Annotated in this window: 26 protein-coding genes and 4 tRNA genes; 8 read left to right on the forward strand and 22 right to left on the reverse strand. The window is 65.0% G+C overall.

Going from position 1 to position 22741, the window contains the following annotated elements:
- Nucleotides 1-11: 11 nt before the first annotated feature.
- The 19 genes from OG874_RS30750 to OG874_RS30840 all read right to left on the reverse strand — a co-directional run bounded on the left by OG874_RS30750 (nt 12) and on the right by OG874_RS30840 (nt 14055).
- Nucleotides 12-1022, reverse strand: coding sequence for an MCE family protein (locus OG874_RS30750; protein WP_330250584.1), 1011 nt, complete (start codon nt 1020-1022; stop codon nt 12-14).
- Nucleotides 1022-2089 carry an MCE family protein gene (locus OG874_RS30755; protein ID WP_330257488.1) on the reverse strand — a complete coding sequence of 356 codons (1068 nt, stop codon included), beginning with the start codon at nt 2087-2089 and terminating at the stop codon, nt 1022-1024. The genes OG874_RS30750 and OG874_RS30755 overlap by 1 nt, the downstream gene beginning before the upstream one ends.
- Nucleotides 2090-2097: 8 nt before the next feature.
- Nucleotides 2098-3450: an MCE family protein gene (locus OG874_RS30760; RefSeq protein WP_330250585.1), complete on the reverse strand. Its 1353-nt coding sequence runs from the start codon at nt 3448-3450 to the stop codon at nt 2098-2100.
- A 133-nt stretch (nt 3451-3583) separates the two neighbouring features.
- Complete coding sequence (locus OG874_RS30765) at nt 3584-4384, reverse strand: MlaE family ABC transporter permease (protein WP_330257489.1); 801 nt, start codon at nt 4382-4384, stop codon at nt 3584-3586.
- 69 nt (nt 4385-4453) lie between these two features.
- On the reverse strand, nt 4454-5248 hold the full coding sequence (locus OG874_RS30770; protein ID WP_330250586.1) for an MlaE family ABC transporter permease: 795 nt from the start codon (nt 5246-5248) through the stop codon (nt 4454-4456).
- An 11-nt stretch (nt 5249-5259) separates the two neighbouring features.
- Complete coding sequence (locus tag OG874_RS30775) at nt 5260-6336, reverse strand: ABC transporter ATP-binding protein (protein WP_330250587.1); 1077 nt, start codon at nt 6334-6336, stop codon at nt 5260-5262.
- A 277-nt stretch (nt 6337-6613) separates the two neighbouring features.
- The gene (gene rplL / locus OG874_RS30780) at nt 6614-6991 is read right to left on the reverse strand and encodes a 50S ribosomal protein L7/L12 (protein ID WP_330250588.1); all 378 of its coding nucleotides are present in this window, start codon (nt 6989-6991) and stop codon (nt 6614-6616) included.
- A gap of 66 nt (nt 6992-7057) precedes the next feature.
- Nucleotides 7058-7597: a 50S ribosomal protein L10 gene (gene rplJ / locus OG874_RS30785; protein WP_330250589.1), complete on the reverse strand. Its 540-nt coding sequence runs from the start codon at nt 7595-7597 to the stop codon at nt 7058-7060.
- Between the two features lie 418 nt (nt 7598-8015).
- Nucleotides 8016-8555: an NADPH-dependent FMN reductase gene (locus tag OG874_RS30790; RefSeq protein ID WP_330250590.1), complete on the reverse strand. Its 540-nt coding sequence runs from the start codon at nt 8553-8555 to the stop codon at nt 8016-8018.
- 109 nt (nt 8556-8664) lie between these two features.
- On the reverse strand, nt 8665-9378 hold the full coding sequence (gene rplA, locus OG874_RS30795; protein ID WP_330250591.1) for a 50S ribosomal protein L1: 714 nt from the start codon (nt 9376-9378) through the stop codon (nt 8665-8667).
- Between the two features lie 96 nt (nt 9379-9474).
- On the reverse strand, nt 9475-9909 hold the full coding sequence (rplK, locus tag OG874_RS30800; RefSeq protein ID WP_330250592.1) for a 50S ribosomal protein L11: 435 nt from the start codon (nt 9907-9909) through the stop codon (nt 9475-9477).
- Between the two features lie 94 nt (nt 9910-10003).
- Nucleotides 10004-10786 (reverse strand): transcription termination/antitermination protein NusG, encoded by a 783-nt coding sequence (nusG, locus tag OG874_RS30805; protein ID WP_330257490.1) that lies wholly within the window; start codon nt 10784-10786, stop codon nt 10004-10006.
- Between the two features lie 140 nt (nt 10787-10926).
- Entirely contained in the window at nt 10927-11322 is a 396-nt protein-coding gene (gene secE / locus OG874_RS30810) for a preprotein translocase subunit SecE (RefSeq protein WP_330250593.1), read from the reverse strand.
- 29 nt (nt 11323-11351) lie between these two features.
- Nucleotides 11352-11424, reverse strand: a tRNA-Trp gene (locus OG874_RS30815).
- Between the two features lie 234 nt (nt 11425-11658).
- A complete protein-coding gene (locus OG874_RS30820) occupies nt 11659-12723 on the reverse strand; it encodes a fused (3R)-hydroxyacyl-ACP dehydratase subunits HadA/HadB (protein WP_330257491.1) in 1065 nt (354 codons plus the stop codon).
- A 269-nt stretch (nt 12724-12992) separates the two neighbouring features.
- Nucleotides 12993-13163: a 50S ribosomal protein L33 gene (gene rpmG / locus OG874_RS30825; protein ID WP_014988500.1), complete on the reverse strand. Its 171-nt coding sequence runs from the start codon at nt 13161-13163 to the stop codon at nt 12993-12995.
- A 43-nt stretch (nt 13164-13206) separates the two neighbouring features.
- Nucleotides 13207-13282, reverse strand: a tRNA-Met gene (locus OG874_RS30830).
- A gap of 74 nt (nt 13283-13356) precedes the next feature.
- Nucleotides 13357-13429 (reverse strand) — tRNA-Thr (locus OG874_RS30835).
- A gap of 134 nt (nt 13430-13563) precedes the next feature.
- On the reverse strand, nt 13564-14055 hold the full coding sequence (locus OG874_RS30840; protein ID WP_330250594.1) for a YajQ family cyclic di-GMP-binding protein: 492 nt from the start codon (nt 14053-14055) through the stop codon (nt 13564-13566).
- 200 nt (nt 14056-14255) lie between these two features.
- Here OG874_RS30840 and OG874_RS30845 point away from each other — a divergent pair.
- A tRNA-Tyr gene (locus OG874_RS30845) sits at nt 14256-14338 on the forward strand.
- A gap of 71 nt (nt 14339-14409) precedes the next feature.
- Nucleotides 14410-14883 (forward strand): MarR family transcriptional regulator, encoded by a 474-nt coding sequence (locus OG874_RS30850; protein ID WP_330250595.1) that lies wholly within the window; start codon nt 14410-14412, stop codon nt 14881-14883.
- A 19-nt stretch (nt 14884-14902) separates the two neighbouring features.
- On the opposite strand, the gene htpX is transcribed toward OG874_RS30850, so the two are convergent.
- Together htpX and OG874_RS30860 are read right to left on the reverse strand one after the other, a co-directional pair.
- A complete protein-coding gene (gene htpX / locus OG874_RS30855; protein WP_330250596.1) occupies nt 14903-15778 on the reverse strand; it encodes a zinc metalloprotease HtpX in 876 nt (291 codons plus the stop codon).
- A 217-nt stretch (nt 15779-15995) separates the two neighbouring features.
- A complete protein-coding gene (locus tag OG874_RS30860) occupies nt 15996-17057 on the reverse strand; it encodes a polyprenyl synthetase family protein (RefSeq protein ID WP_330257492.1) in 1062 nt (353 codons plus the stop codon).
- A 268-nt stretch (nt 17058-17325) separates the two neighbouring features.
- Between OG874_RS30860 and OG874_RS30865 the strand changes: the two genes are divergently transcribed.
- The 3 genes from OG874_RS30865 to OG874_RS30875 all read left to right on the forward strand — a co-directional run bounded on the left by OG874_RS30865 (nt 17326) and on the right by OG874_RS30875 (nt 19541).
- Nucleotides 17326-18606, forward strand: a complete 1281-nt coding sequence (locus OG874_RS30865; RefSeq protein WP_330250597.1) for a geranylgeranyl reductase family protein — start codon at nt 17326-17328, stop codon at nt 18604-18606.
- A gap of 1 nt (nt 18607) precedes the next feature.
- Nucleotides 18608-19021 carry a helix-turn-helix transcriptional regulator gene (locus tag OG874_RS30870; protein WP_330250598.1) on the forward strand — a complete coding sequence of 138 codons (414 nt, stop codon included), beginning with the start codon at nt 18608-18610 and terminating at the stop codon, nt 19019-19021.
- Nucleotides 19022-19100: 79 nt separating this feature from the next.
- A complete protein-coding gene (locus tag OG874_RS30875) occupies nt 19101-19541 on the forward strand; it encodes a VOC family protein (protein ID WP_330250599.1) in 441 nt (146 codons plus the stop codon).
- A 51-nt stretch (nt 19542-19592) separates the two neighbouring features.
- On the opposite strand, the gene OG874_RS30880 is transcribed toward OG874_RS30875, so the two are convergent.
- The gene (locus OG874_RS30880; RefSeq protein ID WP_330250600.1) at nt 19593-20099 is read right to left on the reverse strand and encodes a DUF2505 domain-containing protein; all 507 of its coding nucleotides are present in this window, start codon (nt 20097-20099) and stop codon (nt 19593-19595) included.
- A 40-nt stretch (nt 20100-20139) separates the two neighbouring features.
- Here OG874_RS30880 and OG874_RS30885 point away from each other — a divergent pair, with 40 nt between their 5' ends.
- The 3 genes from OG874_RS30885 to OG874_RS30895 all read left to right on the forward strand — a co-directional run bounded on the left by OG874_RS30885 (nt 20140) and on the right by OG874_RS30895 (nt 22681).
- Entirely contained in the window at nt 20140-20628 is a 489-nt protein-coding gene (locus tag OG874_RS30885) for a DUF3592 domain-containing protein (protein WP_330250601.1), read from the forward strand.
- Nucleotides 20629-20662: 34 nt separating this feature from the next.
- Entirely contained in the window at nt 20663-21805 is a 1143-nt protein-coding gene (locus OG874_RS30890; protein WP_330250602.1) for a glycosyltransferase family 4 protein, read from the forward strand.
- A 162-nt stretch (nt 21806-21967) separates the two neighbouring features.
- The gene (locus tag OG874_RS30895; protein ID WP_330250603.1) at nt 21968-22681 is read left to right on the forward strand and encodes a demethylmenaquinone methyltransferase; all 714 of its coding nucleotides are present in this window, start codon (nt 21968-21970) and stop codon (nt 22679-22681) included.
- The last annotated feature ends 60 nt before the right edge of the window (nt 22682-22741 follow it).

The following is a 22741-nucleotide window of genomic DNA, read 5'->3' on the forward strand; positions in this document are numbered from 1 at the left end:
AGTCCACCACGTCAGTTACCTCCCATGGTGCGCACCGGCGGACGATCGCCCGGAATCTCCGGCAGGCCGGGCGGGACCAGATTCACGATCACCGCGTCGAACCAGCGGCCGGTACCGAGCACGTTGGCGTACAGGCCGTAGAACGGGGCCGCGAGCTCCAGCGTCTTGGAGATGTTCTGCTGGTTGTCGTTCAGCAGGTCGATCGCTGCCTTCAGGTTGGTCAGCGCCGTCCCCATCTGCGCCTCGTTATCGGCGACCAGTGCACTCAGCTCGGCCGACACCGTCCTGGCGCCGCTGAGCAGCTGTGAAATCGACTGCTGCCGAATGTTCAACTCGGCCAACAGCTGTCCGCCGTTGGCGAGCAGCCGCTCGAACTGCTGATTGCGGTCCGCGAGCACCCCGGTGGTCTGCCTGGTCGCCGCGAACAACTTCTTCAGCTCTTCATCGCGCTTGGCAAGGGTCTCCGAGAGCCGGGCCACACCGTCGATCGAGTTGCGGATCTCCGGCGGGGTCGTCTCGAACGCCTCCGACAGCACCTGCATGCTGGTGGCCAGCTGCGCGGTGTCGATCTGATCGATGCTCTTGGCCGCATCGCTGAACGCGTCCACCACGTCGTACGGCGCTACCGTGCGCGACAACGGAATCGCCTTGCTCGGATCGGCGGGCCCGGAACCCTTCGGATCCAGTGCCAGATACTTCTGCCCGAGCACGGTCTTGATCTGGATCGAAGCGGTGGTCTCGTTGCCGATCCAGGCGTCCTGGGTGCGGAAGTCGACGAGCACCTTGCTGCCGTCGAGCCGAACATCCGATACCGCACCGACTTTCACGCCCGCGATACGAACCTCATTGCCCTTCTTGATGCCAGCGGCCTCGGAGAACTCCGCGGTGTACTTGGTGCCTGCGCCGATGATCGGCAGCCGGTCCAGGAAGAACGCGGAGATCGTCACCAGCAGCACCATGGCCAGGCCGAGCACGCCCATGAACGCGGGGCTGCGCTTACCGAGCAGGATCCGGTCGTCCATCAGTGACCACCCTTCCCTTGGCAGCGCGGCGCGGCGTTGGTGTAGAGCGGCTGGTTGACCGTCGGCAGTCCGGCGGGGAGGTTGAGCTGCGGCGCGTCCACCGCGCCCGGCCCGACCACGATGTCGATACCGCAGAGATAGAACTGGAACCAGGAGCCGTAGCTGCCGGCACGGCCGAGCTTTTCCATCTTGATCGGCAGGTTGGTCAGTGCCGTGTTCACTTCATCCTTGCGCTCGTCGAGAGTGCCGGTCAGCTGGCTGAGCCCGGCGATCGAGCCCTGCAGCGTCGGGCGGGTCGGCACGAGCAGATCCGCGGTGGCCGAGGCCAGATTGCCCAGCGAGGTGACCGAACTGCCGATCGTGTCGCGCTCGGCGGCCAGCCCGCTGACCAGCGCCTCGGTATTGACGATCAGTTGATCGAACTGGCCCTCGCGCTCGTTGACGGCGTTGAGCACCGCCGTCAGATTCCGCACCAGATCACCGATGACGGCGTCCTTGTCGGCGATCTTGTTGGTCAGGTTCGCGGTGGTCGCCACCAGATCGTGGATGGTGCCCTGCTCGCCCTGGAAGACCTGGATTATCTCGTAGGACAGCTTGTTCACATCATCGGCGGTGAGCGTCTGGAACAACGGACGGAAGCCGTTGAACAGGGTGGTCAGATTCAGCGCGGGCCTGGTGTGCTCGAGCCCAATGGTCGCGCCCTTGTTGAGCTTGCGGCCCTGCTCGCCCGCACCCTGCTCGAGGGCGATATAGCGCTGGCCGACCAGGTTTCGGTAGCGGATGGTCGCCGTCGTGGAGGCGGGCAGCCAATTGCGGTCGGTCAGTTCGAAACCGACCTCGGCCTGGCGCTTGTCCACGATCGAGACGCTGGTGACCTTGCCGACCCGCACACCGGCGATGCGCACCTCGTCACCCGGATTGAGCGACGTGACATCGGTGAATCGCGCCTTGAACGCGGTGCCGCCGCCGGAGTAGTTGGCGATCGAGAGCCCGAGGATCGTCGTCGCGAAAATCGTGACGATGACAAAGATGATGAGCTTGGTCAGCGGCGATCCGAGGCCGCGCATCCTTTCCTTCATCGCACGCTCACCTCGCTGCCACGGAATGCGGGCGCACCGATCCTGGTGACCCAGCTGGGCACCTGGTCCGGCGAAACACCGTTCGCCGCACCGTAGATCGTGCCGAGGGTCTGCTGTTCGGTCGCCGAACCCACCGTGGTCGGCACGTTCGCGGCCGGGTACACGCCGAACTGCGGCGCCTCCAACTTGCCGCTGACCTGGTCGCCAGGGTTACGGCTCGGGACGGCATAGGAGCCGTCATTACTCGGTCCGCCGGTGTACTGCCCGGGATCGGTGAAGACCGGGTACTCCGGCACGCACCAGGGCCCTCGGGTATCCAGCCAGCGCGGCTCGTCCTGGTTGGGCAGGTATTTGCCACGAGTGTTGGTCAACTCGATGCTCACCCGCGAGCCGGGCCGCGAAGTGCCCATGCCCATGAGCTGGTCGATGCGCGGCTTCATCTTGGCGAAGTTCGCCAGCGCGCAGGTGTAGGTCGGTGAGTAGGTGGCCAGCAGTTCCAGCGCGGGGCGGGAGTCGGCGGCCAGGTCGATGATGTTGTCGCGGTTGGCGATCAGGAAGTCCGCGGTGGTGGCCGCGGTCGGATTCAGCGTGGCCAACAGGGTGTCGATCTGCGGGCGGCGCTGCACGATCGTCGCGTTGGTGGTGCGCAGATTGTCGAACGCGTCGACCAGTTGCGGTAGGGCATCGGAGTAGGTCGCGGCCACATCGGCGAAACTCACCAGATCCTGCTTGATATCGGGCATGACGCCGTTGAGGTCACGGAAGATGTTGTCCAACTTGTCGACCGACTCACCGAGCGCGAGGCCCTGGCCGGACAGCGCCTGCGACAGTGCGCCGAGGGTGGAGGCCAGATCCTGCGGCGGAATCGCCTGCAGCAGCGGCATCACGTCATCGAGCAGCTTGCTGATCTCGATGGCATTGCCGCTGGTGTCCTGATGGAGGGTCACACCATCGGTCAGGTGCTGCTTGCTGGCATCGTCGGGAATGACCAGGTCCACATACCGCTCACCGAAGAGCGTCTTCGGCAGCAGCCGGGCCGTCGCGTTGACCGGGATCTGCTCGGCCTTGCCGGGATCGATCGCCAGGTCGAGGGTCACCTTGCCGCCCTCGGACCGGCTCGACCGCACCTCGCCGACATTGACGCCACGCACCTTCACATCGGCGTTGCGGGTCAACGCATTTCCCACGCTGTCGGTGATGAGATCGACCCGAACGGTCTCGACGAACGCCTTGTTGTAGATCGCGATCGTCGTCGCCAGGAACAGCGCACAGATCACGAAGAACGCGATACCGAGCAGCCGGATGCGCAACTTCTCCGTCGCGCGCCACATTTGCGTGCCGTTACTCATGACGGCACCTCACTGGCCATGATCTGTTCAGCTGTGTCTATTGTTCGCTCGCTCATGCCTGCGCCTCGCTGGCGCTCGGCTCCGGCACGAGCGCGCTGCTCGGCTGTGTCTATTGTTCGCTCGCTACGCTCGCTCATCCGGCGACCCGCACTGTCGTGGTGGTGCCCCAGATGGCGAGGCTGAGGAAGAAGTCGAGCACGTTCACCAACACGATCGCCGCGCGCACCGCGCGGCCAACGGCGACGCCGACTCCGGCCGGTCCGCCGGTGGCGTTGAAGCCGTAATAGCAGTGCACCATGATGATCACGAACGCGAAGACCAGCACTTTGACGAATGAATACAAGACGTCTTCGGGTGGCAGGAACAGACTGAAATAGTGGTCATAGGAGCCACTGGACTGTCCGTTGAACCAGATGCTGATCATCCGCGATGCCAGGAACGTGCCGAGCAGGCCGACGATGTAGAGCGGGATGACCGCGAGGAAGCCCGCGATCACCCGGGTGGTGACCAGGAACGGCACACCGGGCACCGCCATCACCTCGAGCGCGTCGATCTCCTCGGATATCCGCATCGCGCCGAGCTGGGCGGTGAAACCACAACCGACCGTTGCCGATAGCGCCAACGCGGCGACCAGCGGCGCGATCTCGCGAGTGTTGATGTAGGCGGTGAGGAAGCCGGTCAGCACCGAGCTGCCGAGCGAGTCCAGTGCCTTGAAGCCCTGCAGGCCGACGACGACGCCGACCGAACCGGACATGAACACGATGACGCCGATGGTGCCGCCGATGACGGCCAGCGCACCGCTGCCGAAGGTCACCTCGGCCAGCAGCCGCATGACCTCCTTGCGGTAGTGCACGGCGGTGCGCGGAATCCAGGCAATGGCCTTGGAGTAGAACGACATCTGATCGCCGGCGCGGTCGATGATGTTCACCGGCATGCGCGCGATCTCACGGACCCGGCGGGCGGACTTGGCCAGGACCGGGGGGCGATAGGGGGTGGCCACGGGTCAGGCGCCCTTGGCGGGGACGACTTGCAAATACACCAGGGTCAGGACCAAGTTCACGAAGAACAGCACCATGAACGTGATAACCACGGATTGGTTCACCGCGTCTCCGACTCCTTTCGGGCCCCCTTTGGGATGTAACCCCTTGTACGCGGCGATCACGCCGGCGAGCAGACCAAATATCAATGCCTTGATCTCGCCGATCCAAAGGTCGGGCAACTGCGCAAGTGCCGAGAACGAAGCGAGGTAGGCGCCGGGCGTGCCGCCCTGCAGCAGCACATTGAAGAAATAGCCTCCGGCGATGCCGACCACCGATACCAGGCCGTTGAGCAGCACCGCGACCAGCATCATGCCGAGTACGCGCGGCACCACCAGCCGTTGGATCGGATCGACGCCGAGTACTTCCATCGCGTCGATCTCCTCACGGATGGTGCGCGAGCCGAGATCGGCGGCGACCGCCGATCCGGCCGCGCCCGCGATGATCAACGCGGTGACAACGGGGGCGGCCTGCTGGACGGTAGCCAGCACGCTGGTAGCGCCGCTAAAGGATTCGGCGCCGAGTTGTTTGATCAAAGAGCCGGTCTGCAGCGCGACAACCGCACCGAATGGGATGGCGACCAGTGCGCTGGGCAAGATCGAGACACTCGCGATGAACCACGACTGCTCGATGAATTCGCGCACTTGGAAAGGCCGTTTGAACGTCTTGCGCAGTACGTCGATGAACAGCGCAAAGATGTTGCCGGCCTGGCCAAACCCCGACTCCAGAGGAGTCCGCAATCGCGCCAGGGTGGAATACACGATCGCAGATGTTACCCGTTAGTTGTGTTGTGGCGCACGGTAGTGTCGAATGACCCACCCTGGTATCCACCCTGGTCGCCGTTCTGATACGCCATCACCTGCGTGTCGTCGCTCTGATCAAGTGAGTCACGGATCGCCGCCTGGGCCGCGTGCGGCAGGGTATGCATGATTTCGCGGACGCGCGCCTGCCGACGAATCACTGCCTGGCGCACCGGCATTCCGGGCGTGGCACGCATCTGCAGAATGATGCCCTCGACCTCTTCGGCGCCACCGTGGTGGTGTCCGGCGTCGACGAGCGCCTGCTCGCGCGCCATCTGCGCCTCGTCCTTCTCCTCGGACATACCGATCGGACCGATCATGCGGCCGTTGAGGAACTGCTTGACCACCGGCTCCTCGGAGGTCAGCAAGACCTCACGGGGGCCGAACATGACCAGCGAGCGACGGAACAGCATCCCGATGTTGTCAGGGACGGTACGAGCCAGGTTGATGTTGTGCGTGACGATCAGGATCGTCGCGTCGATCTGCGCGTTGATATCGATCAACAGCTGCGACAGGTAAGAGGTACGCACCGGATCCAGACCCGAGTCCGGCTCGTCGACCAGGATGATCTGCGGGTCCAACACCAGCGCACGGGCCAAACCGGCACGCTTGCGCATACCACCGGAGATCTCACCGGGCAGCTTGTTCTCCGCGCCCAGCAGACCGGTCAGCTCGAGCTTCTCCATCACGATCTTCTTGATGTCGGACTCGGTCTTCTTGGTGTGCTCACGCAACGGGAACGCGACATTGTCGAACAGATTCATGGACCCGAACAGCGCACCGTCCTGGAACAGCACACCGAACAGCTTGCGGATCTCGTACAGCTCCTTATTGGAGCAAGTAGTGATATCGGTGCCATCGATAAAGATGGAGCCGCGCTCCGGACGCAGCAAACCGATAAGAGACTTCAGAAAGACCGACTTACCGGTACCCGAGGGGCCGAGCAGCGCGCTGACCTCCCCGGAGGGCAGCGTCAGGGAGACATCCTGCCAAATACGCTGTGAACCGAAAGACTTCGTAACACCCTCGGTCCTGACCTCGACGCCCACGCCAAACCTCCACAATTTCTCAGCGAGCAGCCCACCGGCGAACCGCGCTATTCGGTATCACGGTGTGTCGCGTCACAGTGGGTGCGGTCACTGTATCCCATGAGCTTGACGCGGCACACCCCAACCTGACCGAAGAGTAACCCCGAATCTCTCTCAGTATTCGCGTTACCGTGGCCACGCCACGGACAAAGCAAACGGGCGGCCCCCAATGGGGACCGCCCGTCAGGCGTGCCGCGAGCGACTGCTTGCAGGTCGCTCGAAAAAGCCGGCTCGCGAATTACTTGACGGAGACCTTGGCGCCGGCCTCTTCCAGCTTCGCCTTGGCAGCCTCGGCCGCATCCTTGGCGACCTTCTCCAGGATCGGCTTCGGGGCGCCCTCGACCAGGTCCTTGGCTTCCTTCAGGCCCAGGCCCGAGACGATCTCCCGGACCACCTTGATGACTTGGATCTTCTTGTCGCCCGCACCCTCGAGGATGACGTCGAACTCGTCCTGCTCCTCGACGGCCTCGGCCGGAGCGGCACCGGCGACGGCGGCGACGGCGACCGGAGCAGCCGCGGTGACCTCGAACTTCTCCTCGAACTTCTTGACGAAGTCCGACAGCTCGAGCAGGGTCATGTTGCCGAAGGTCTCGAGCAGTTCGTCAACGTTGGCCATTGTTGTTTCCTTTCGGTAGTTGGTTGTCTATGAGGGCGAGTCGCGCACGAGTCACCCGCATGGGTGTTACTCGGCGGCCGCGCCGCCCTCTTCGGCCTGCTTCTTCTCCTGCAGGGCGGCGGCCAGGCGGGCCACCTGCGAAGCGGGAGCGTTGAACAGACCGGCAGCCTTCGCCAGATTGCCCTTCATGGCGCCGGCCAGCTTCGCCAGCAGCACCTCGCGGGACTCCAGGTCGGCGATCTTCTCGACCTCGGCAACGGACAGCGCGGCGCCGTCCATGTACCCGCCCTTGATGATGAGCGCCTTGTTGTCCTTGGCGAAGGTCTTGATGGCCTTCGCTGCGTCGACCGGCTCACCCTTGATGAAGGCGATGGCGGTCGGTCCGACGAACAAGTCGTCCAGGCCCACGACGCCCGCTTCCGCGGCCGCACGCTTGACCAGGGTGTTCTTGGCGACGGAGTAGGTAGCGCCTTCGCCGAGCGCGCGACGCAGATCGGTGATCTTGCCGACCGACAGACCACGGTATTCCGTGATGACGGTGGCCGACGAGCTCTTGAACTGCTCCGCGATCTCCGCGACCGCGGTGACCTTCTCGGGTTTTGCCATACTTCGCCTCCTCTCTGGATGTCGGTTCGTATTCGAACTGCCGAGTACCAGGGGGTCGCTAGCGACTGCTTGCAGGTCGCTCGAAAGGGTCAGCGACAAAGCAAACGCCCCGAACGCAGAGCGTTCCGGGGCGCAATAGAATTCTCGACCCGGGCAAGCCCGGACCTAGATTCCCAGCCTCGGCTCTCCCTGCGTGGGCCGCCAGCGATATCGCCGGACCTTCGACTACACCCATACGGGCACAGCGACCAACGGTCTTCGGTAGAACGGATTGGGTAGTTATCGAACTGGTCGATTACTGCTGCCCAGAGTACCTGGCGTGCCCACGATCTGCCAAAACGGGGTCTACTTCTCGTGGCAATGCTGGGCTGACCCAAATCCGCAGAACCCCAGGGCCACTGCCCGTCGAGGCGATGGGTCAGGCGGGTGCAAGTGTCGCTTGGCGGACCAGGCGGTGTAGTGCCTGTAGTGCGCCGGTGCGGAATTCGGGGGTGGTGACCAGGCCGGTCGCGTCGACGGCGTCGCGCGCTACCGGGAGGCGGGCGCAGGTGGCCGGGTCGACGATCGCACCGACGTAACCCAGCACCGTGGTCAGGGTGGCGGCGGCGCCTTCGCCGCGACCTTGGGCGGCGACATTGAGGAAGGCCGTTGGCTTTTCGTAGAGGTCGGCGGTGCCGACGGTCCAGTCGAGCAGGTTCTTGAAACTGCCGGGGAGGGTGCCCGCGTATTCGGGGGTGCAGAGCAGGACCGCGTCGGCGCGCGAAATATGTTCGTGCAGTGCGACAACCGACGGATGGCCGGTCCCGTCATCATCCGGACTGAACGCCGGAAGCTCGGCGAGGCCCTGGTACCAGAAGGTTTCGATCCCCTCGGGCGCGATCGCCGCCACGGTGCGCAGTGCGGCGGTATTGGTCGAGGCACTACGCGTGCTCCCGGATATGAGCAGAACAGCGGTCACCTCAGGGCCAACCATCGCCGCGCGCGAATTAGTCCGAATACGCGCACAGGGCGGGAACGCGAATCGCGTTCCCGCCCTGTGCGGTGAGCTACCGAGGCTCGGGTGCTACTTACGCATCCTCATCGAGGAGGTTGCGGGTGCGGTTCGGGTCCACCGGGATGCCCGGTCCGGTGTTCGTCGAGACCGTCACCTTCTTGACGTAGCGGCCCTTGGCGGTCGACGGCTTGGCGCGCAGGATCTCGTCCAGCGCGGCGCCGTAGTTCTCCACCAGCTTGGCATCGTCGAAGGACGCCTTGCCGATGACGAAGTGCAGGTTGGCCTGCTTGTCGACGCGGAAGTTGATCTTGCCGCCCTTGATGTCGTTGACGGCCTTGGTCACATCGTTGGTGACCGTGCCCGTCTTCGGGTTCGGCATCAGGCCGCGCGGGCCGAGGACACGCGCGATCCGGCCGACCTTGGCCATCTGGTCCGGGGTGGCGATCGCGGCGTCGAAGTCCAGCCAGCCGCCCTGGATCCGCTCGATCAGATCCTCGGCGCCGACAGCGTCCGCACCGGCGGTCTCGGCCTCGGCGGCCTTCTCACCGGCCGCGAACACGATGACGCGGGCGGTCTTACCGGTGCCGTGCGGCAGGTTGACCGTGCCGCGGACCATCTGGTCGGCCTTGCGGGGATCCACACCGAGACGAACGGCGACCTCGACGGTCGCGTCGGTCTTGGCGGTGGCGGTCTCCTTCGCCAGGCGCGCGGCGGCCAGCGGGGAGTAGAGCTGAGTCTTGTCGACCTTCTCGGCCGCGGCGAGATACGCCTTGCTTCGTTTTGCCATGATTCTCTGTCCTTAAATGTTCTGGTTCAGACGTGGTTTGCGGGTCTGGCCGACCCTCCCACCTGGATCCCGGATCGAGTCCGGGACGACGGGAACTCAGCCCTCGACGGTGATACCCATCGAGCGAGCGGTGCCCGCGATGATCTTGGCCGCCTGGTCGATGTCCTTGGCGTTCAGATCTTCCTGCTTGGTCTTGGCGATCTCCCGGACCTGATCCATGGTGACCTTCGCGACCTTGGTCTTGTGCGGCTCGGCCGAGCCCTTCTGCACACCGGCGGCCTTGAGCAGCAGGCGAGCGGCGGGCGGGGTCTTCAGCTTGAAGTCGAAGGACCGGTCCTCGTACACCGAGATCTCGACCGGAATGACGTTGCCACGCTGCGACTCGGTCGCGGCGTTGTACGCCTTGCAGAACTCCATGATGTTGACGCCGTGCTGACCGAGCGCGGGGCCGACCGGAGGAGCCGGGTTCGCCTGGCCGGCCTGGATCTGAAGCTTGATGATCCCGGCGAGCTTCTTCTTCTTGGGGGGCATCTTTCTTTCCTAGGTGTCTGTTTTCCTTGCTCTTTGCAAGTCCAAGGTGTTGTGATCCTCGGCAGGACAATTCACCTGCCGCTGACTGAACAGTCTAAATTTTCGCGACCTGGGTGAACGCCAGCTCGACCGGGGTCTCGCGACCGAAGATCGACACGAGCACCTTGAGCTTCTGCTGCTCGGCGTTGACCTCGGAAATGCTGGCGGGCAGCGTCGCGAACGGGCCGTCCATCACGGTGACCGACTCGCCGACCTCGAAGTCGACCTCGATGACCGGCTTCGGCGCGAGATCGGTCGAGGCCGAAGCGGCGCCAGCGGCCTCGGCAGCAGGCTTCTTCTGCTGCTGCGCGGCCGGAACCAGGAACTTCACCACGTCATCGATGGACAGCGGGGACGGGCGCGAGGTGGCGCCGACGAATCCGGTAACACCGGGGGTATTGCGCACCGCGCCCCAGGACTCGTCGTTGAGCTCCATCCGGACCAGGATGTAGCCGGGCAGCACCTTGCGGTTGACGTGCTTACGCTGCCCGTTCTTGATCTCGGTGACCTCTTCGGTCGGCACCTCGACCTGGAAGATGTACTCCTCGAGGTCCAGGTTCTGCACGCGGGTCTCGAGGTTGGCCTTCACCTTGTTCTCGTACCCGGCGTAGGAGTGGATCACGTACCAGTCACCGGGTGCACGCCGCAGTGCGGCCTTCATCTCGGCGACGGGATCGGCGGGCTCGGCATCAACAGGCGCGGCGTCAGCGGCGAGTTCGGTGTCAGCGGGCTCGGATTCGTCGACCACAGACGCCTCGACGTCCGCGGACTCCTCGACGGTCGCCACCGCTTCATCGACCGGGAACTCGTCGGTTGTGTCGTTCTCCGGGGTGCTCACTGGGGCACTCGCTTCCTGTGTCGTCACGTACATCCTTTGCGTACCGGGCCGGGCGCGAAAACGCGGCCGACCCGGAATCGGCTACCGGCGTCCGGCTGACCGTTTCGAGCGACCCGCAAGCAGTCGCAAGCGGCGTTCAGCTAGCCGAACAGCCAGTTGACACCCTTGATGAACGCCAGATCCAACCCGCTGATGAACGCGACCATGAAGATCACGAACACCAGAACAACGCTCGTATAGGTGACCATCTGCTTCCGGTTGGGCCAGATCACCTTGCGCAGTTCCGCGACTACTTCGCGCAGGAACTTGATCAAACGCTTGAACGGGTTACCCGTCTTCTTGCGCTCGGCCCGATCGGTCTTCTTGGTTGCCTTGGCCGATGAGGGCCGGTCGATCGTGGCGATCGAACCCGTATCGGCCTGCGACGCGGTGCGAGTCCGCCGAGCGGATCGCTTGCCGCTCGGACGAGCGACGGCGGAGTCGTCGTCATCCTCGGCGCCGTGCGCGCCGCGGCGAGGTTCCCGCTCGTCGACCACGTCGATCCTTTCGTCGCTGGCATCCAGGGCAGGGGCGACAGGACTTGAACCTGCAACCTGCGGTTTTGGAGACCGCTGCTCTGCCAGTTGAGCTACGCCCCTTCGGCTGGACGATCACAGCTGTCCAGCCACTGTTCGGTATTCAGTTTTCGGTCTTGCTCTCTGCTGTCACACAACACGCGCGCCACCCCGGCAATCGACCGGCCCCGTTGGCGAATCCTGGCGGACTCACCTGGAACCAGCCCTTGCAGAGCAGCGCGCAGCGGCTGGTGACCCCAGAAATCTGAGTGTACGTTACCGCCCGCGGCATTTGCCAATCAGGGTCACCCGACCAGGTCAAGCCAGCTGCACCGTCGCGGTCGCGCGTCCGAAGATCTTCTTGCCCGCCGACTTCGCCACGATGGCGACGACCGCGGTCCGGGTCTCCGGATCCACCGACTTCACCTTACCCGTGTACTCGACCTCGGCGGGCTCCTCGGAACCGACGTAGACCGGGCTGGTGAAGCGGACGTTGTACTCCTTGACCGCACCGGGATCGCCGAGCCAGGAGGTGACGAAACCGCCGCCGAGGCCCATCGTGAGCATGCCGTGCGCGACCACATTGTCCAGGCCGACCAGCTTGACGACCTCGTCACTCCAGTGGATCGGATTCGCGTCGCCGGAGACGCCCGCGTAGTTCACCAGATCGCCGCGGGTCAGCCGGACGGTGCGCGCAGGCAGCTCGTCGCCGACGGTGACGTCCTCGAAGTTCAATGCGTGCTTGCTCGGCGCGATCTCGAGCACCGTGCTGACCGGCACCGGCGGCACACCGGCGGTCAGTGGCGTACGCGGGTGATGACTGGGGGCGTCCTCGTCGATACCGTGCATGAGCACGTTGCGGACCGCACCCTGCAGATTCGGGTCGATATCGCCGCCGCTGCGGCCGATCAGCGTGGTGTAGGTGGTGAGCACCAGCTCGTCGTTCGAAGTGACGATGTTCTTGGTGACGATGATGTCGCCACCGAAGGCCTGCCGGAACGAGTGCAGGTAGACATCGCAGACCAGCTGATCGCCGACCTTGATCGGCCGGTGGAACTCCAGGATCTGATCGGTCTGCATGATCTGGCTGAGGTCGTAACCGGTGACGATCTGCTCGAAGAGCTTGCGCTGGGCCAGGATGCCGACCAGGGAGATGAACGTCAGCGGGGCGAGCAGGCTGTCGTGACCGAACTCCTGGGCGGAGTCCTCATCCCAGTGCAGCGGGTGGTAGTCCTGCACGGCGCGGGCGTATTCACGCACCTTCTCGCGGCCGACCTCGTAGTAGTCGTCGACGCGGTAGTGATGACCGACCATCGCCGCGGCATGCGCCGCCGGGTCGAACGCTTCGTCCGTTGCGACCGCTTCGTCTGTACCGGTGTTGATTGTCACGGGAGGACTGTACCTATCTGACCCCGCACCTGGGAGTCGACGAGCGGTCACGACTGCACCTCGCTAGCGCTCGGCTCCGTCGTGACCGCATGGGCGGCTGTGCCTGATCGCTCTCTCGCTATCGCTCGTTCGCCCACCGCACTCGTAACCCGTGAAATGCGTCAGGGCCGGACATGACTGTCCGGCCCTGGCAAGTGTCACGAACCGAGAACCCGGGACGCAACCCGGAAGTCAATCAACGCGGCAGCGGCACGCGTGGTGGACTAGCGGGATTCTTTGTGCCCCCGGTGCGTGCCGCAGTTCGGGCAGAACTTCTTCAGTTCCAGCCGATCCGGGTCGTTGCGCCGGTTCTTCTTGGTGATGTAGTTGCGGTGCTTGCACTGCTCGCAGGCCAAGGTGATCTTTGGCCGGACATCGGTGGACTTCGCGGCCACGATATTCCTTCTTTCGGGTCAACCAGATGGTCTGATCGGTCTTTGGTAGCGATGGCCGGACTTGAACCGGCGACACAACGATTATGAGTCGTTTGCTCTACCGACTGAGCTACACCGCCACGGGGTCGCATTGCCTTGGTGTGCCGCGCCCAACCTTGGAGATGCCGAGTCGGTCACCACCGGCAATCCGGCGAGCCCCCTAACGGAATCGAACCGTTGACCTTTTCCTTACCATGGAAACGCTCTGCCGACTGAGCTAAGGGGGCATGACTAGCTCCGCACCGCGATCTTCGAACTCGACCCCGGCGCGGCGAAGTCTTGAACGAGGTTACACACTCACCGGTCGCACTTCCAAACCGGGTGGTCAGAGCAGTTTTCCGACCACCCTTCAGCCGCCACCCTACCGGTAATTGACGAACTGCAGCGCAATGCCGAAGTCCTCACCCTTCAACAGGGCGATAATCGCCTGCAGATCGTCGCGCTTCTTGCTGGAGACGCGTAGTTCCTCGCCCTGGATCTGCGCCTTGACGCCCTTGGGTCCTTCGTCGCGGATCTTCTTGGAGATCTTCTTCGCATGCTCGGTATCGATGCCCTGCACCAGCGTGCCGGTGATCTTGTAGGTCTTGCCCGAGGCCGCGGGTTCGCCGGCATCGAATGCCTTGAGCGAAATATCGCGGCGGATCAACTTTTCCTTGAACACATCCAGCGCCGCCTTGACTCGCTCTTCGGCCTCGGCGGTCAGCACGATCTTGTCCTCACCGGACCATTCGATGGTCGCGCCGGTGCCACGGAAGTCGTAGCGGGTGTTCAGCTCCTTCTCCGCCTGATGCAGAGCGTTGTCGACCTCCTGACGGTCGACCTTGCTGACAACATCGAAAGACGAATCGGCCACACTTCGCTCCTGTCCTGGCGGGTCCAACGGGTTCTGGCTGACCTTTTCCAGCGATCCGCAGTCACTACGGATCGAAAATCGGTCACCGTCAGTTCTACCCCGGAGCGCGACCGTAGTCCTGTCGCATGGCCGATGGCCAGCCGGTTTGCATTCTGGGTGCGGGTTCGTTGTAAGCTGCTCTGCGCGCCGAGAAGCGCGACGGCAGGTTGCCCGAGCGGCCAATGGGAGCAGACTGTAAATCTGTCGGTGAAAGCCTACGTAGGTTCGAATCCTACACCTGCCACCGAAAACCCCCGTCGATCATGATGATCGGCGGGGGTTTCTCATTCAACGGCTATGTCGGAGGTGCCGGAGATGTCGACGAGCGAGCGGGCCGGCGCGGGGATGGCGGTCGAGGAGAGCATCCGGAGCCTGTTGTTGCTCATGCCCCGGGTGGTGGGGCGGGCGAAGAAAATGCGCGTTCCCGAAGAGTTGCAATCGTTTTCGCTCGCGCCGCGACATCTGTCGCTGCTCGCGAATCTGGTGTTCGAGGGGCCGATGACGGTCAACGATCTCGCGGCGCGGCTCGAGGTGGCGCCGACCACGGTCAGCCTGATGGTCGGCGATTTGAGCCGCCAGGGGGTATTGGAACGGCGCTCGGATGCGGCGGATCGACGACGCACCATCGTGGGTATCGCCGCAGCGCATGAGAGTTCGGTCAATGCGTGGCTCGGCGGCAGCGCGCGGGCGTGGCGAAAGGTGCTCGCACCGTTGGACGCCGAGCAGCGGCAGCTGTTCGTGGCGACGCTGCGCGCCTATGAACACGAACTGGCGGCCGAACTCGACTGAGCGCCAGCGGTTCTCGGCATCAGTAGTTGCGGGGTCCGCCGGCCATTTCCTCGAGGCGGGCGATCCGTTCGGCCATGGGCGGGTGCGTCGAGAACAACCGGGCCGCGCGCTCACCGGCACGGAAGGGGTTGGCGATCATCAGATGCGACTGGGCCGTCAACTGGGGCTCAGGGGGCAGCGGGGCGGCCTGCACGCCGCGCTCCAGTTTGCGCAGGGCCGAGGCCAGCGCGAGCGGGTCGCCGGTCAGCTCGGCGCCGGACTGGTCGGCTTGGTATTCGCGGGAGCGGGAGACGGCCAGTTTGACCAGGGTCGCGGCGATCGGGCCGAGCAGCGTGATCAGGATGACGCCCAATATGTTGGGACCCGCACCGTTGCGGTTGCCGCCGAACATGGAGGCGAAGAAGGCCAGGTTGGCCAGGCCGGAGATGACCGCGGCCAGTGCGCCGGCGATCGAGGAGATGAGGATGTCGCGGTTGTAGACGTGCGATAGCTCATGGCCGAGTACGGCGCGCAGCTCCCGCTCGTCGAGAATCTGCAGGATGCCGCTGGTACAACAGACGGCCGCGTGCCGGGGACTGCGTCCGGTCGCGAAGGCGTTGGGAGCGTTGGTCGGACTGATGTAGAGCCGCGGCATCGGCTGGCGCGCGGTGGTCGCGAGCTCACGCACGATGCGGTAGATGACCGGCGCCTCCAGCTCGCTGACGGGCTGCGCGTGCATCGCCTTCAGCGCGATCTTGTCGCTGTTGAAGTAGGCGTAGGCATTCATGCCCACCGCGAGCAGGATCGCCAGGAACAGGATCGTCGGACTGCGGAACATCGCCCCGGCCAACACGATCAAGGCCGAGAGCCCGATCATGAGCCCGAAGGTCTTCAACCCATTCGCATACCCGTGCATGTCCGCCTCTCCGCGTATTCAGGCCATACCAGTCGGTGCCGCGAGACATGGTCACAGGTCCTGCGTCGAGTGCCTGGTCGGGTTCTGGACGTACCCGGCGAGTTACCCATGTGCTCACGAAATCAGTTGTCGCCTCCCCTATTGCATTACACGAGGTCAACGATGTGGCCCGGGCAAAGGTTCCTGATCGAATGTGAGCTCGACGGGTGCGACTCGATTACCCGACGCGTTCGATGGTGTAGCGGACCAGGCGCTCCAGCGCGTCGTTGGCCGGGCCCGACGGCAGCGCGGAGAGTTCGGCATGCGCGATATCCGCGTAGCCCTGCAGCTTCTCCTTGGCCAGCACCATGCCCCGCGAATGGGCGAGCAGGGCGAGCGCCTCGTCGACCTCGTCGTCGGTCTGCAGCGGATGCGCCAGTAGCTTGCGCAGGCGGTCGCCCTCGGTGCCCTCGTCGCGCAGTGCGTACAGCACCGGCAGGGTATGCACGCCCTCGCGCAGGTCGGTACCCGGTGTCTTACCGGACTGTTCGGTGGCCGAGGAGATGTCGATGATGTCGTCGGAGATCTGGAAGGCGGTGCCGACCGCGTCGCCGAGCCGGGCCAGTCGTTCGACGTGCTCGGTGTCGGCTCCGGAGAAGGTGCCGCCGAAGCGTCCGGCGGCCGCGATCAGCGAACCGGTCTTCTCCCAGACCACGCGGAGATAGTGCTCCACCGGATCCTGGGATTCGCGCGCGCCCATGGTTTCGCGCATCTGGCCGGTGACCAGTTCGGCGAAGGTCTCGGCGATGATCCGCACCGCGTCCGGACCGAGGGTCGAGGTGAGCCGGGACGCGTGCGCGAAGAGATAGTCGCCGGCGAGGATGGCGATGCTGTTGCCCCAGCGCGAATTCACGCTCGGGGCGCCGCGGCGCATCGGGGCCTCGTCCATCACGTCGTCGTGGTAGAGGGTTGCCAGGTGCACCAGCTCGACCACGGTGCCGGCGGTGATCAGCTCGGGATCGGTCGGGCGCGGCCCGAGTTGGCCGGTGAGGATGGTGAACAGGGGACGGAATCGCTTACCGCCGGCCTTTGCCAGATGCAGCGCCGCTTCCTGTAGGAAGTCCTCGCCGTCGGAAAGCTCGTCGATCAGGAGTTTTTCGACATCGATGAGTCCATTGCGCACAGTCACGGCGAGCTCGGTGTCACCGAGATCGACCCCGGCCACCACAGTGCTCTCGTCACTCCCGTCTGCGGCTCGCTGGCGCTCACCTCCGCCGGGAGCGGCGCACGCTGTGTCCATGATTCGCTCGCTCCGCTCGCTCATAGCCGATGTGCTCATTTCTTCTCCCAGCGATGCGTCCGACCCCACGGTAGAGAACCTAGCGTGTCCCCGCCGCGGGTCCCATGAACACCGTCACTATGCGGTGTATCAGACACTTTTCCATAGATCGTCATGAGTGACCTACAAGCAGTCACCGGTGGTGTTTTCCGAGCTCATCGATCACAAGGTCGGTGCCGCGAGCGGGCACCGTCGACATGAACGGAACCGCCCTGCGAGTATTGAGCGCATGGGTTCACCGGAAGTCACACCCGAGGGCGGGGACGGGCCGACGCAGAGCGCGCTTCCCGTGCGGACCGAAGTGCTCGTGGTCGGTGCCGGGCCGGCCGGATCGGCGACCGCCGCGTGGGCCGCGCGGGCCGGCCGCGACGTCGTGCTCACCGATTCCGCCGTCTTCCCACGTGACAAGACCTGCGGTGACGGACTGACCCCGCGCGCGACGGCCGAGTTGGAACACCTCGGGCTCGGTGACTGGCTGCGCGCGCACACCGTGAACCACGGCCTGCGGATGACCGGCTTCGGCCGCGAGGCGCTGCTGCCCTGGCCGGGCGGTTCCTTCCCGACCTACGGAAGTGCCGTTCCCCGAACCGAACTCGACGACAAACTGCGTGAGACAGCCGTGAAGTCCGGCGCGCGAATGCTCGACGGGACCAAGGTGATTGATGTCATCCGCGAGGGTGACCGGGTCACCGGTGTGACGGTGAAGACAGCGGCGGGCACCCGCGATATCGGCTGCGAGATCCTTGTCGTCGCCGATGGCGTGCGCTCCCCGATCGGCAAACTGCTCGGGCGCACCTGGCATCGGCAGTACGCCTACGGCACCGCCGCCCGCGCCTACATCAAATCCGCGCGCAGTGACGACCAGTGGATCACCTCGCATCTGGAACTGCGCAATGCCGACGGCGAGTTGGTGCCGGGCTATGGCTGGGTGTTCCCGCTGGGCAATGGCGAGGTGAATATCGGTGTCGGCTCGCTGGCCACCGAGAAACGGCCCTCGCATATCGCGCTGAAACCGCTACTGGAGCACTACACCACACTGCGCCGCGCGGAGTGGCAGTTCGAGGGTTCGCTGCGGGCGGTCGCATCCGCGCTGCTGCCGATGGGTGGCGCGGTCTCGAATGTCGCGGGGCGCAACTGGGTGCTGATCGGTGACGCCGCGGGCTGTGTGAATCCACTCAATGGCGAAGGCATCGATTACGGCCTGGAGGGCGGGCATATGCTCGCCGGGCTGCTGGACGAACCGGATCTCACCACGGTGTGGCCGGAGCTGCTGCGCGCCCGCTACGGGCGGACCTTCTCGGTGGCGCGGCGGATCGCTGGTTTGGCGACCCATCCGCGGATGGTGCCGCTGGGCGGGCCGCCGGTGATGCGGTCGAAGTATCTGCAGCGCACCGCGGTTCGGGTGATGGGCAATCTGGTCACCGATGAGGACCTGGATCTGACGGCAAGGGCATGGCGGGCCGCGGGCCGGGCGTCCTACCGTTTCGACGAACTCGCGCCGTTCACCTGAGATGACGGGACTGCCTGCGCTCTACCTGCTTCCACACCTGCGGCGGGCGCGCGATCTTGCCGATCGCCACTATGCCGAGCCCTTGAATCTGGATGAATTGGCCGCTGCCGCAGGGGTTTCCAAGTACCACTTCCTGCGCGCGTTCACGGCGGTCTACCGCGTCACGCCAGCGGCGTATCTCGCGGAGCGGCGGATCGAACGGGCGCAAGATTATCTGCGGGCCACCAATCTCACCGTGACCGAGATCTGCATGATGGTCGGATACAGCAGTCTCGGATCGTTCAGCAGTAAGTTCCGGCAGCTGGTCGGGGTGACGCCGTCGGAGTATCAAGCCAAATTCGCCGACGGGGCGCCGCGGATTCCCGGCTGCTATGTGTTCATGCACGGACTGTCGGACCGTAAACCGCCGAGTTGAGTCGCCCGGGTCCGGATGCTGAGCACAGGTCAGCAATTTCGGAGAAGCGCCCAGGTCGGTGCGTTTCTAGCCTTAGGGCATGACTATTACGAATGTTTCCCTGGTCACCGTGTACGTCACCGACCAGGACGCCGCGAAGCAGTGGTACATCGATAAGCTGGGATTCGTCGAGACCAGCGATGTGACGATGGGCGACAACGGGTTCCGCTGGGTCAGCGTCGCGCAACCGGATCATCGCGAACTCGAGATCACCCTGATGATTCCGGGACCGCCGCTGGATGAGAACGTCGCCGAGGCCATCCGGCGGGCACTGGCCAATGGCACCAACGGCTCGCTCGGATTGCGAACCGACAACTGCCAGAAGACCTTCGAGGAGCTGACCGCCAAGGGCGTCGAATTCATCCAACCGCCCGCCGAACGCCCCTACGGCACCGAGGCGATCATCCGCGACAATTCCGGCAACTGGCTGGTGCTGGTGGAGCCGAAGGAATTCAGCCCGGAAGACTTCGCCGAGCAGTGAGCGACCCCCGCACGCCCCGGCTTGCGCCGGGGCGACGGGCGGACAGCCGAGTCAGGCGGTCGCCTGGGTGGCGAACCACTCCTCGATATGTTTGCGTTCGCTCTTGAGTACCCGGTGATGCAGCTGCTCGGCGAGCGGTTCGATGGCGCCGCCGACCAGCGGGACCTTCACCTGCACGGTGCCGACGACCTCGATCTCCGAGCCCTCGGCGGTCGGGCGCAGTTCGTAGGTGCCCGACATCTCGGTGGTGATGCCGCCGGTAGCGCCCTCGAAGGTGCCCTTGGCGATCTCGCCGTCCAGCGCCTGCCAGTTGTCGGTGCGCGAAAGCACCAGATCGTTCTTGAGCACCTTGCGCACGATGCCCGGAACCTTGTCCTCGTTTGCCTTCTCGGTCATATGAATACGAATGGTGTCCGCACCATCGGGGTGGGATAGATCGAGTGTGGCCGTCTCGGCACGGGCGAACCGGGACCGCCAGACGTCATCGGTGGTGAGTGCCCGGTGAAGATCTTCGACCGGGACGGTGTAGGGCACGGTGAAGCTGAATTTTCGGGACATGGCCGCTCACGCTAGCGGAGGCGGCAAGTAGCCTGTTGCGGTGTCGGAAACCAGCCAGTCTGATCGGCGGTCGAACCGCTTGCGGCGGGCCAGGATCGCGGTCCTGACAGCGGCGACGGTTATCAGCGCGCTGGTCGGGCTGCTGGTGCTCGCTGCCTGGCGCAACGACTATCTGATCAGCTCCGATAAGGGCGTGACCTCGGCGGAGGTGCTCTCGGCCGGGCGGCTGCGCTCGGCGGTCATCTATGTCACGCCCGACGGGAAGACGCACAATCCGAAGGTCGGGGTGCTGTATCCGACCAATCTCACCGCGGGTGAGCGGATCAATGTGGAATACAAACGCAGCGATCCGGATCTGGTGCGGGTGGCCGGGCGTGATGTGCGGGTGGCGATTGCGCCCGCGCTGTCGGTGATCGTGGTGGTGTGGGGCGTCGCGTTGCCCACGCTCTGGATCCTGGTTCGGGCGCGCCGCCGCGGGCCCGGCCCCGACAGTTCGCCGGATCTTTCCGTGCCGGTCACGTCGACGTGACGGTGCGGCGCGATGCGCCGGTCAATCTGGGATGGTGCGAGTAGCCATCGTTTCGGAGTCGTTCCTGCCGAATATGAACGGCGTCGTCAATTCCGTGCTCCGGGTGCTGGATCACCTGGACAAGCACGGTCACGAGGCGCTGGTGATCGCGCCGGATACGCTGCGCGGGCTGCCCGCGGCCCCGCGCTTCCACGGTCGGTTCCCGGTGCACCGGGTGCCCGCCATCATGGTGCCGAAGGTCAGTTCGCTGCCGGTCGGTCTGCCGCAACCGGGGATCACCGCCGCGATCGACGACTTCGACGCCGATGTGGTGCATCTGGCCTCGCCGTTCCTGCTCGGCGCCGGCGGCCTCGGCGCGGCCATGCGGTTGGACCTGCCGACGGTGGCGATCTATCAGACCGATGTCGCCGGGTTCGCGAAGAGCTACGGGCTCGGCCTGGCCAGCCGCGCGGCCTGGGCCTGGACGCGGCGCATCCACGAGGGCGCGACGCGAACGCTGGCGCCCTCGCGGGCGGCCGCCGAGGATTTGGCGCGGCACGGCATTCCGCGGGTGCATCGCTGGGGTCGCGGGGTGGATATCGCCCGGTTCACGCCATCGGCGAAGCGCCCGGAGCTGCGGGCCGCCTGGTTGCGCGGGCAGACCAAGTTGATTGTCGGGTTCGTCGGCCGGCTGGCTCCGGAGAAGCATGTCGAGCGGCTCGCGGTGCTGGCGAGCGATCCGGAGATCCGACTGGTGATCGTCGGCGACGGGCCGGAACGCGACCGGTTGGCGCGGATGATGCCCACCGCGATCTTCACCGGCGAGCTCGGTGGTGACGAGCTGGCGCAGGCCTACGCGAGCCTGGATGTCATGGTGCACGCGGGCGAGCACGAGACGTTCTGCCAGGGCGTGCAGGAGGCGCTGGCCGCCGGGGTTCCGGTGATCGGGCCGGATGCGGGCGGACCGCGGGATCTGATCGCGCACTGCCGCAACGGCTATCTGCTACCGGTGGATCGGTTCACCGAGCTGCTGCCCAGTGCGGTTGGGGCGCTTCGTGATCCGGTACTCCAGGCGCGATTCGCCGGCGCCGCCCGCAAGTCGGTGCTGCACCGGACCTGGCCGGCCATCTGCACCGAGTTGATGGGGCACTACGCCGACGTCACCGGCATCCGGATGCAGTTACCGCACTCTGCTTGATCCAATACCGGGCTTGATCCAATACCGGGCTTGATCCAATACCGGGCTTGATGCAATACCGGGCGTGATGCAATACCGGGCGTGATGCAGGTAACGGATTGTCTGGGCCAGCTCGGTGTGGGAGCGTCGCCGGGCCACAGCTACGCGCGGTAGGTTCACACAGTGGCGAAAACAGAGCAGCGGGAGTCGGTTCGGGCCTCGCTGGACAAGCAGCCGCACGAGGTCGCGTCGATGTTCGACGGGGTCGCGAAGCGGTACGATCTGACCAACACCGTCATCTCGCTCGGACAGGACCGATATTGGCGCCGGGCGGTGCGCAAGGCGCTGGCGCCGCGACCGGGTGAGCGGGTGCTCGACCTCGCCGCCGGTACCGGCATTTCCACGCTCGACCTGGCGAAATCCGGCGCGTGGTGCCTGGCGGCCGACTTCTCCCAGGGCATGCTCGCCGCGGGCAAATTCCGCAATGTGCCGATGGTGGCGGCCGATGCGACCGCACTGCCCTTCGCCGACGATTCGTTCGACGCGGTGACCATCTCCTACGGGCTGCGCAATATCTCCGAAACCGATCAGGCGCTGCGCGAGATGCTGCGGGTCACCAAGCCGGGCGGGCGATTGGTGGTGTGTGAGTTCTCCACGCCGATCGTGCCGGTTTTCAGCACCATCTACATGGAGTACCTGATGAAGGCGCTGCCGAAGGTCGCGCGTGCGGTGAGCAGCAATCCGGATGCCTACGTCTACCTGGCCGAATCCGTCCGCGCCTGGCCGAATCAGCGGCGGCTGGCGGCGCGGATCACCGACGCGGGCTGGTCGTCGGTGAAGTGGCGCAATCTGACCGGCGGCATCGTCGCGCTGCACCGCGGGTACAAATTGGGCTGATGGCGCACCTCGCGCACCTCGCGAGTGGCGCGAACCACACCTCACCAGCACACTCTGCCG

This window comes from Nocardia sp. NBC_00565 (assembly GCF_036345915.1).
GTDB lineage: Bacteria > Actinomycetota > Actinomycetes > Mycobacteriales > Mycobacteriaceae > Nocardia.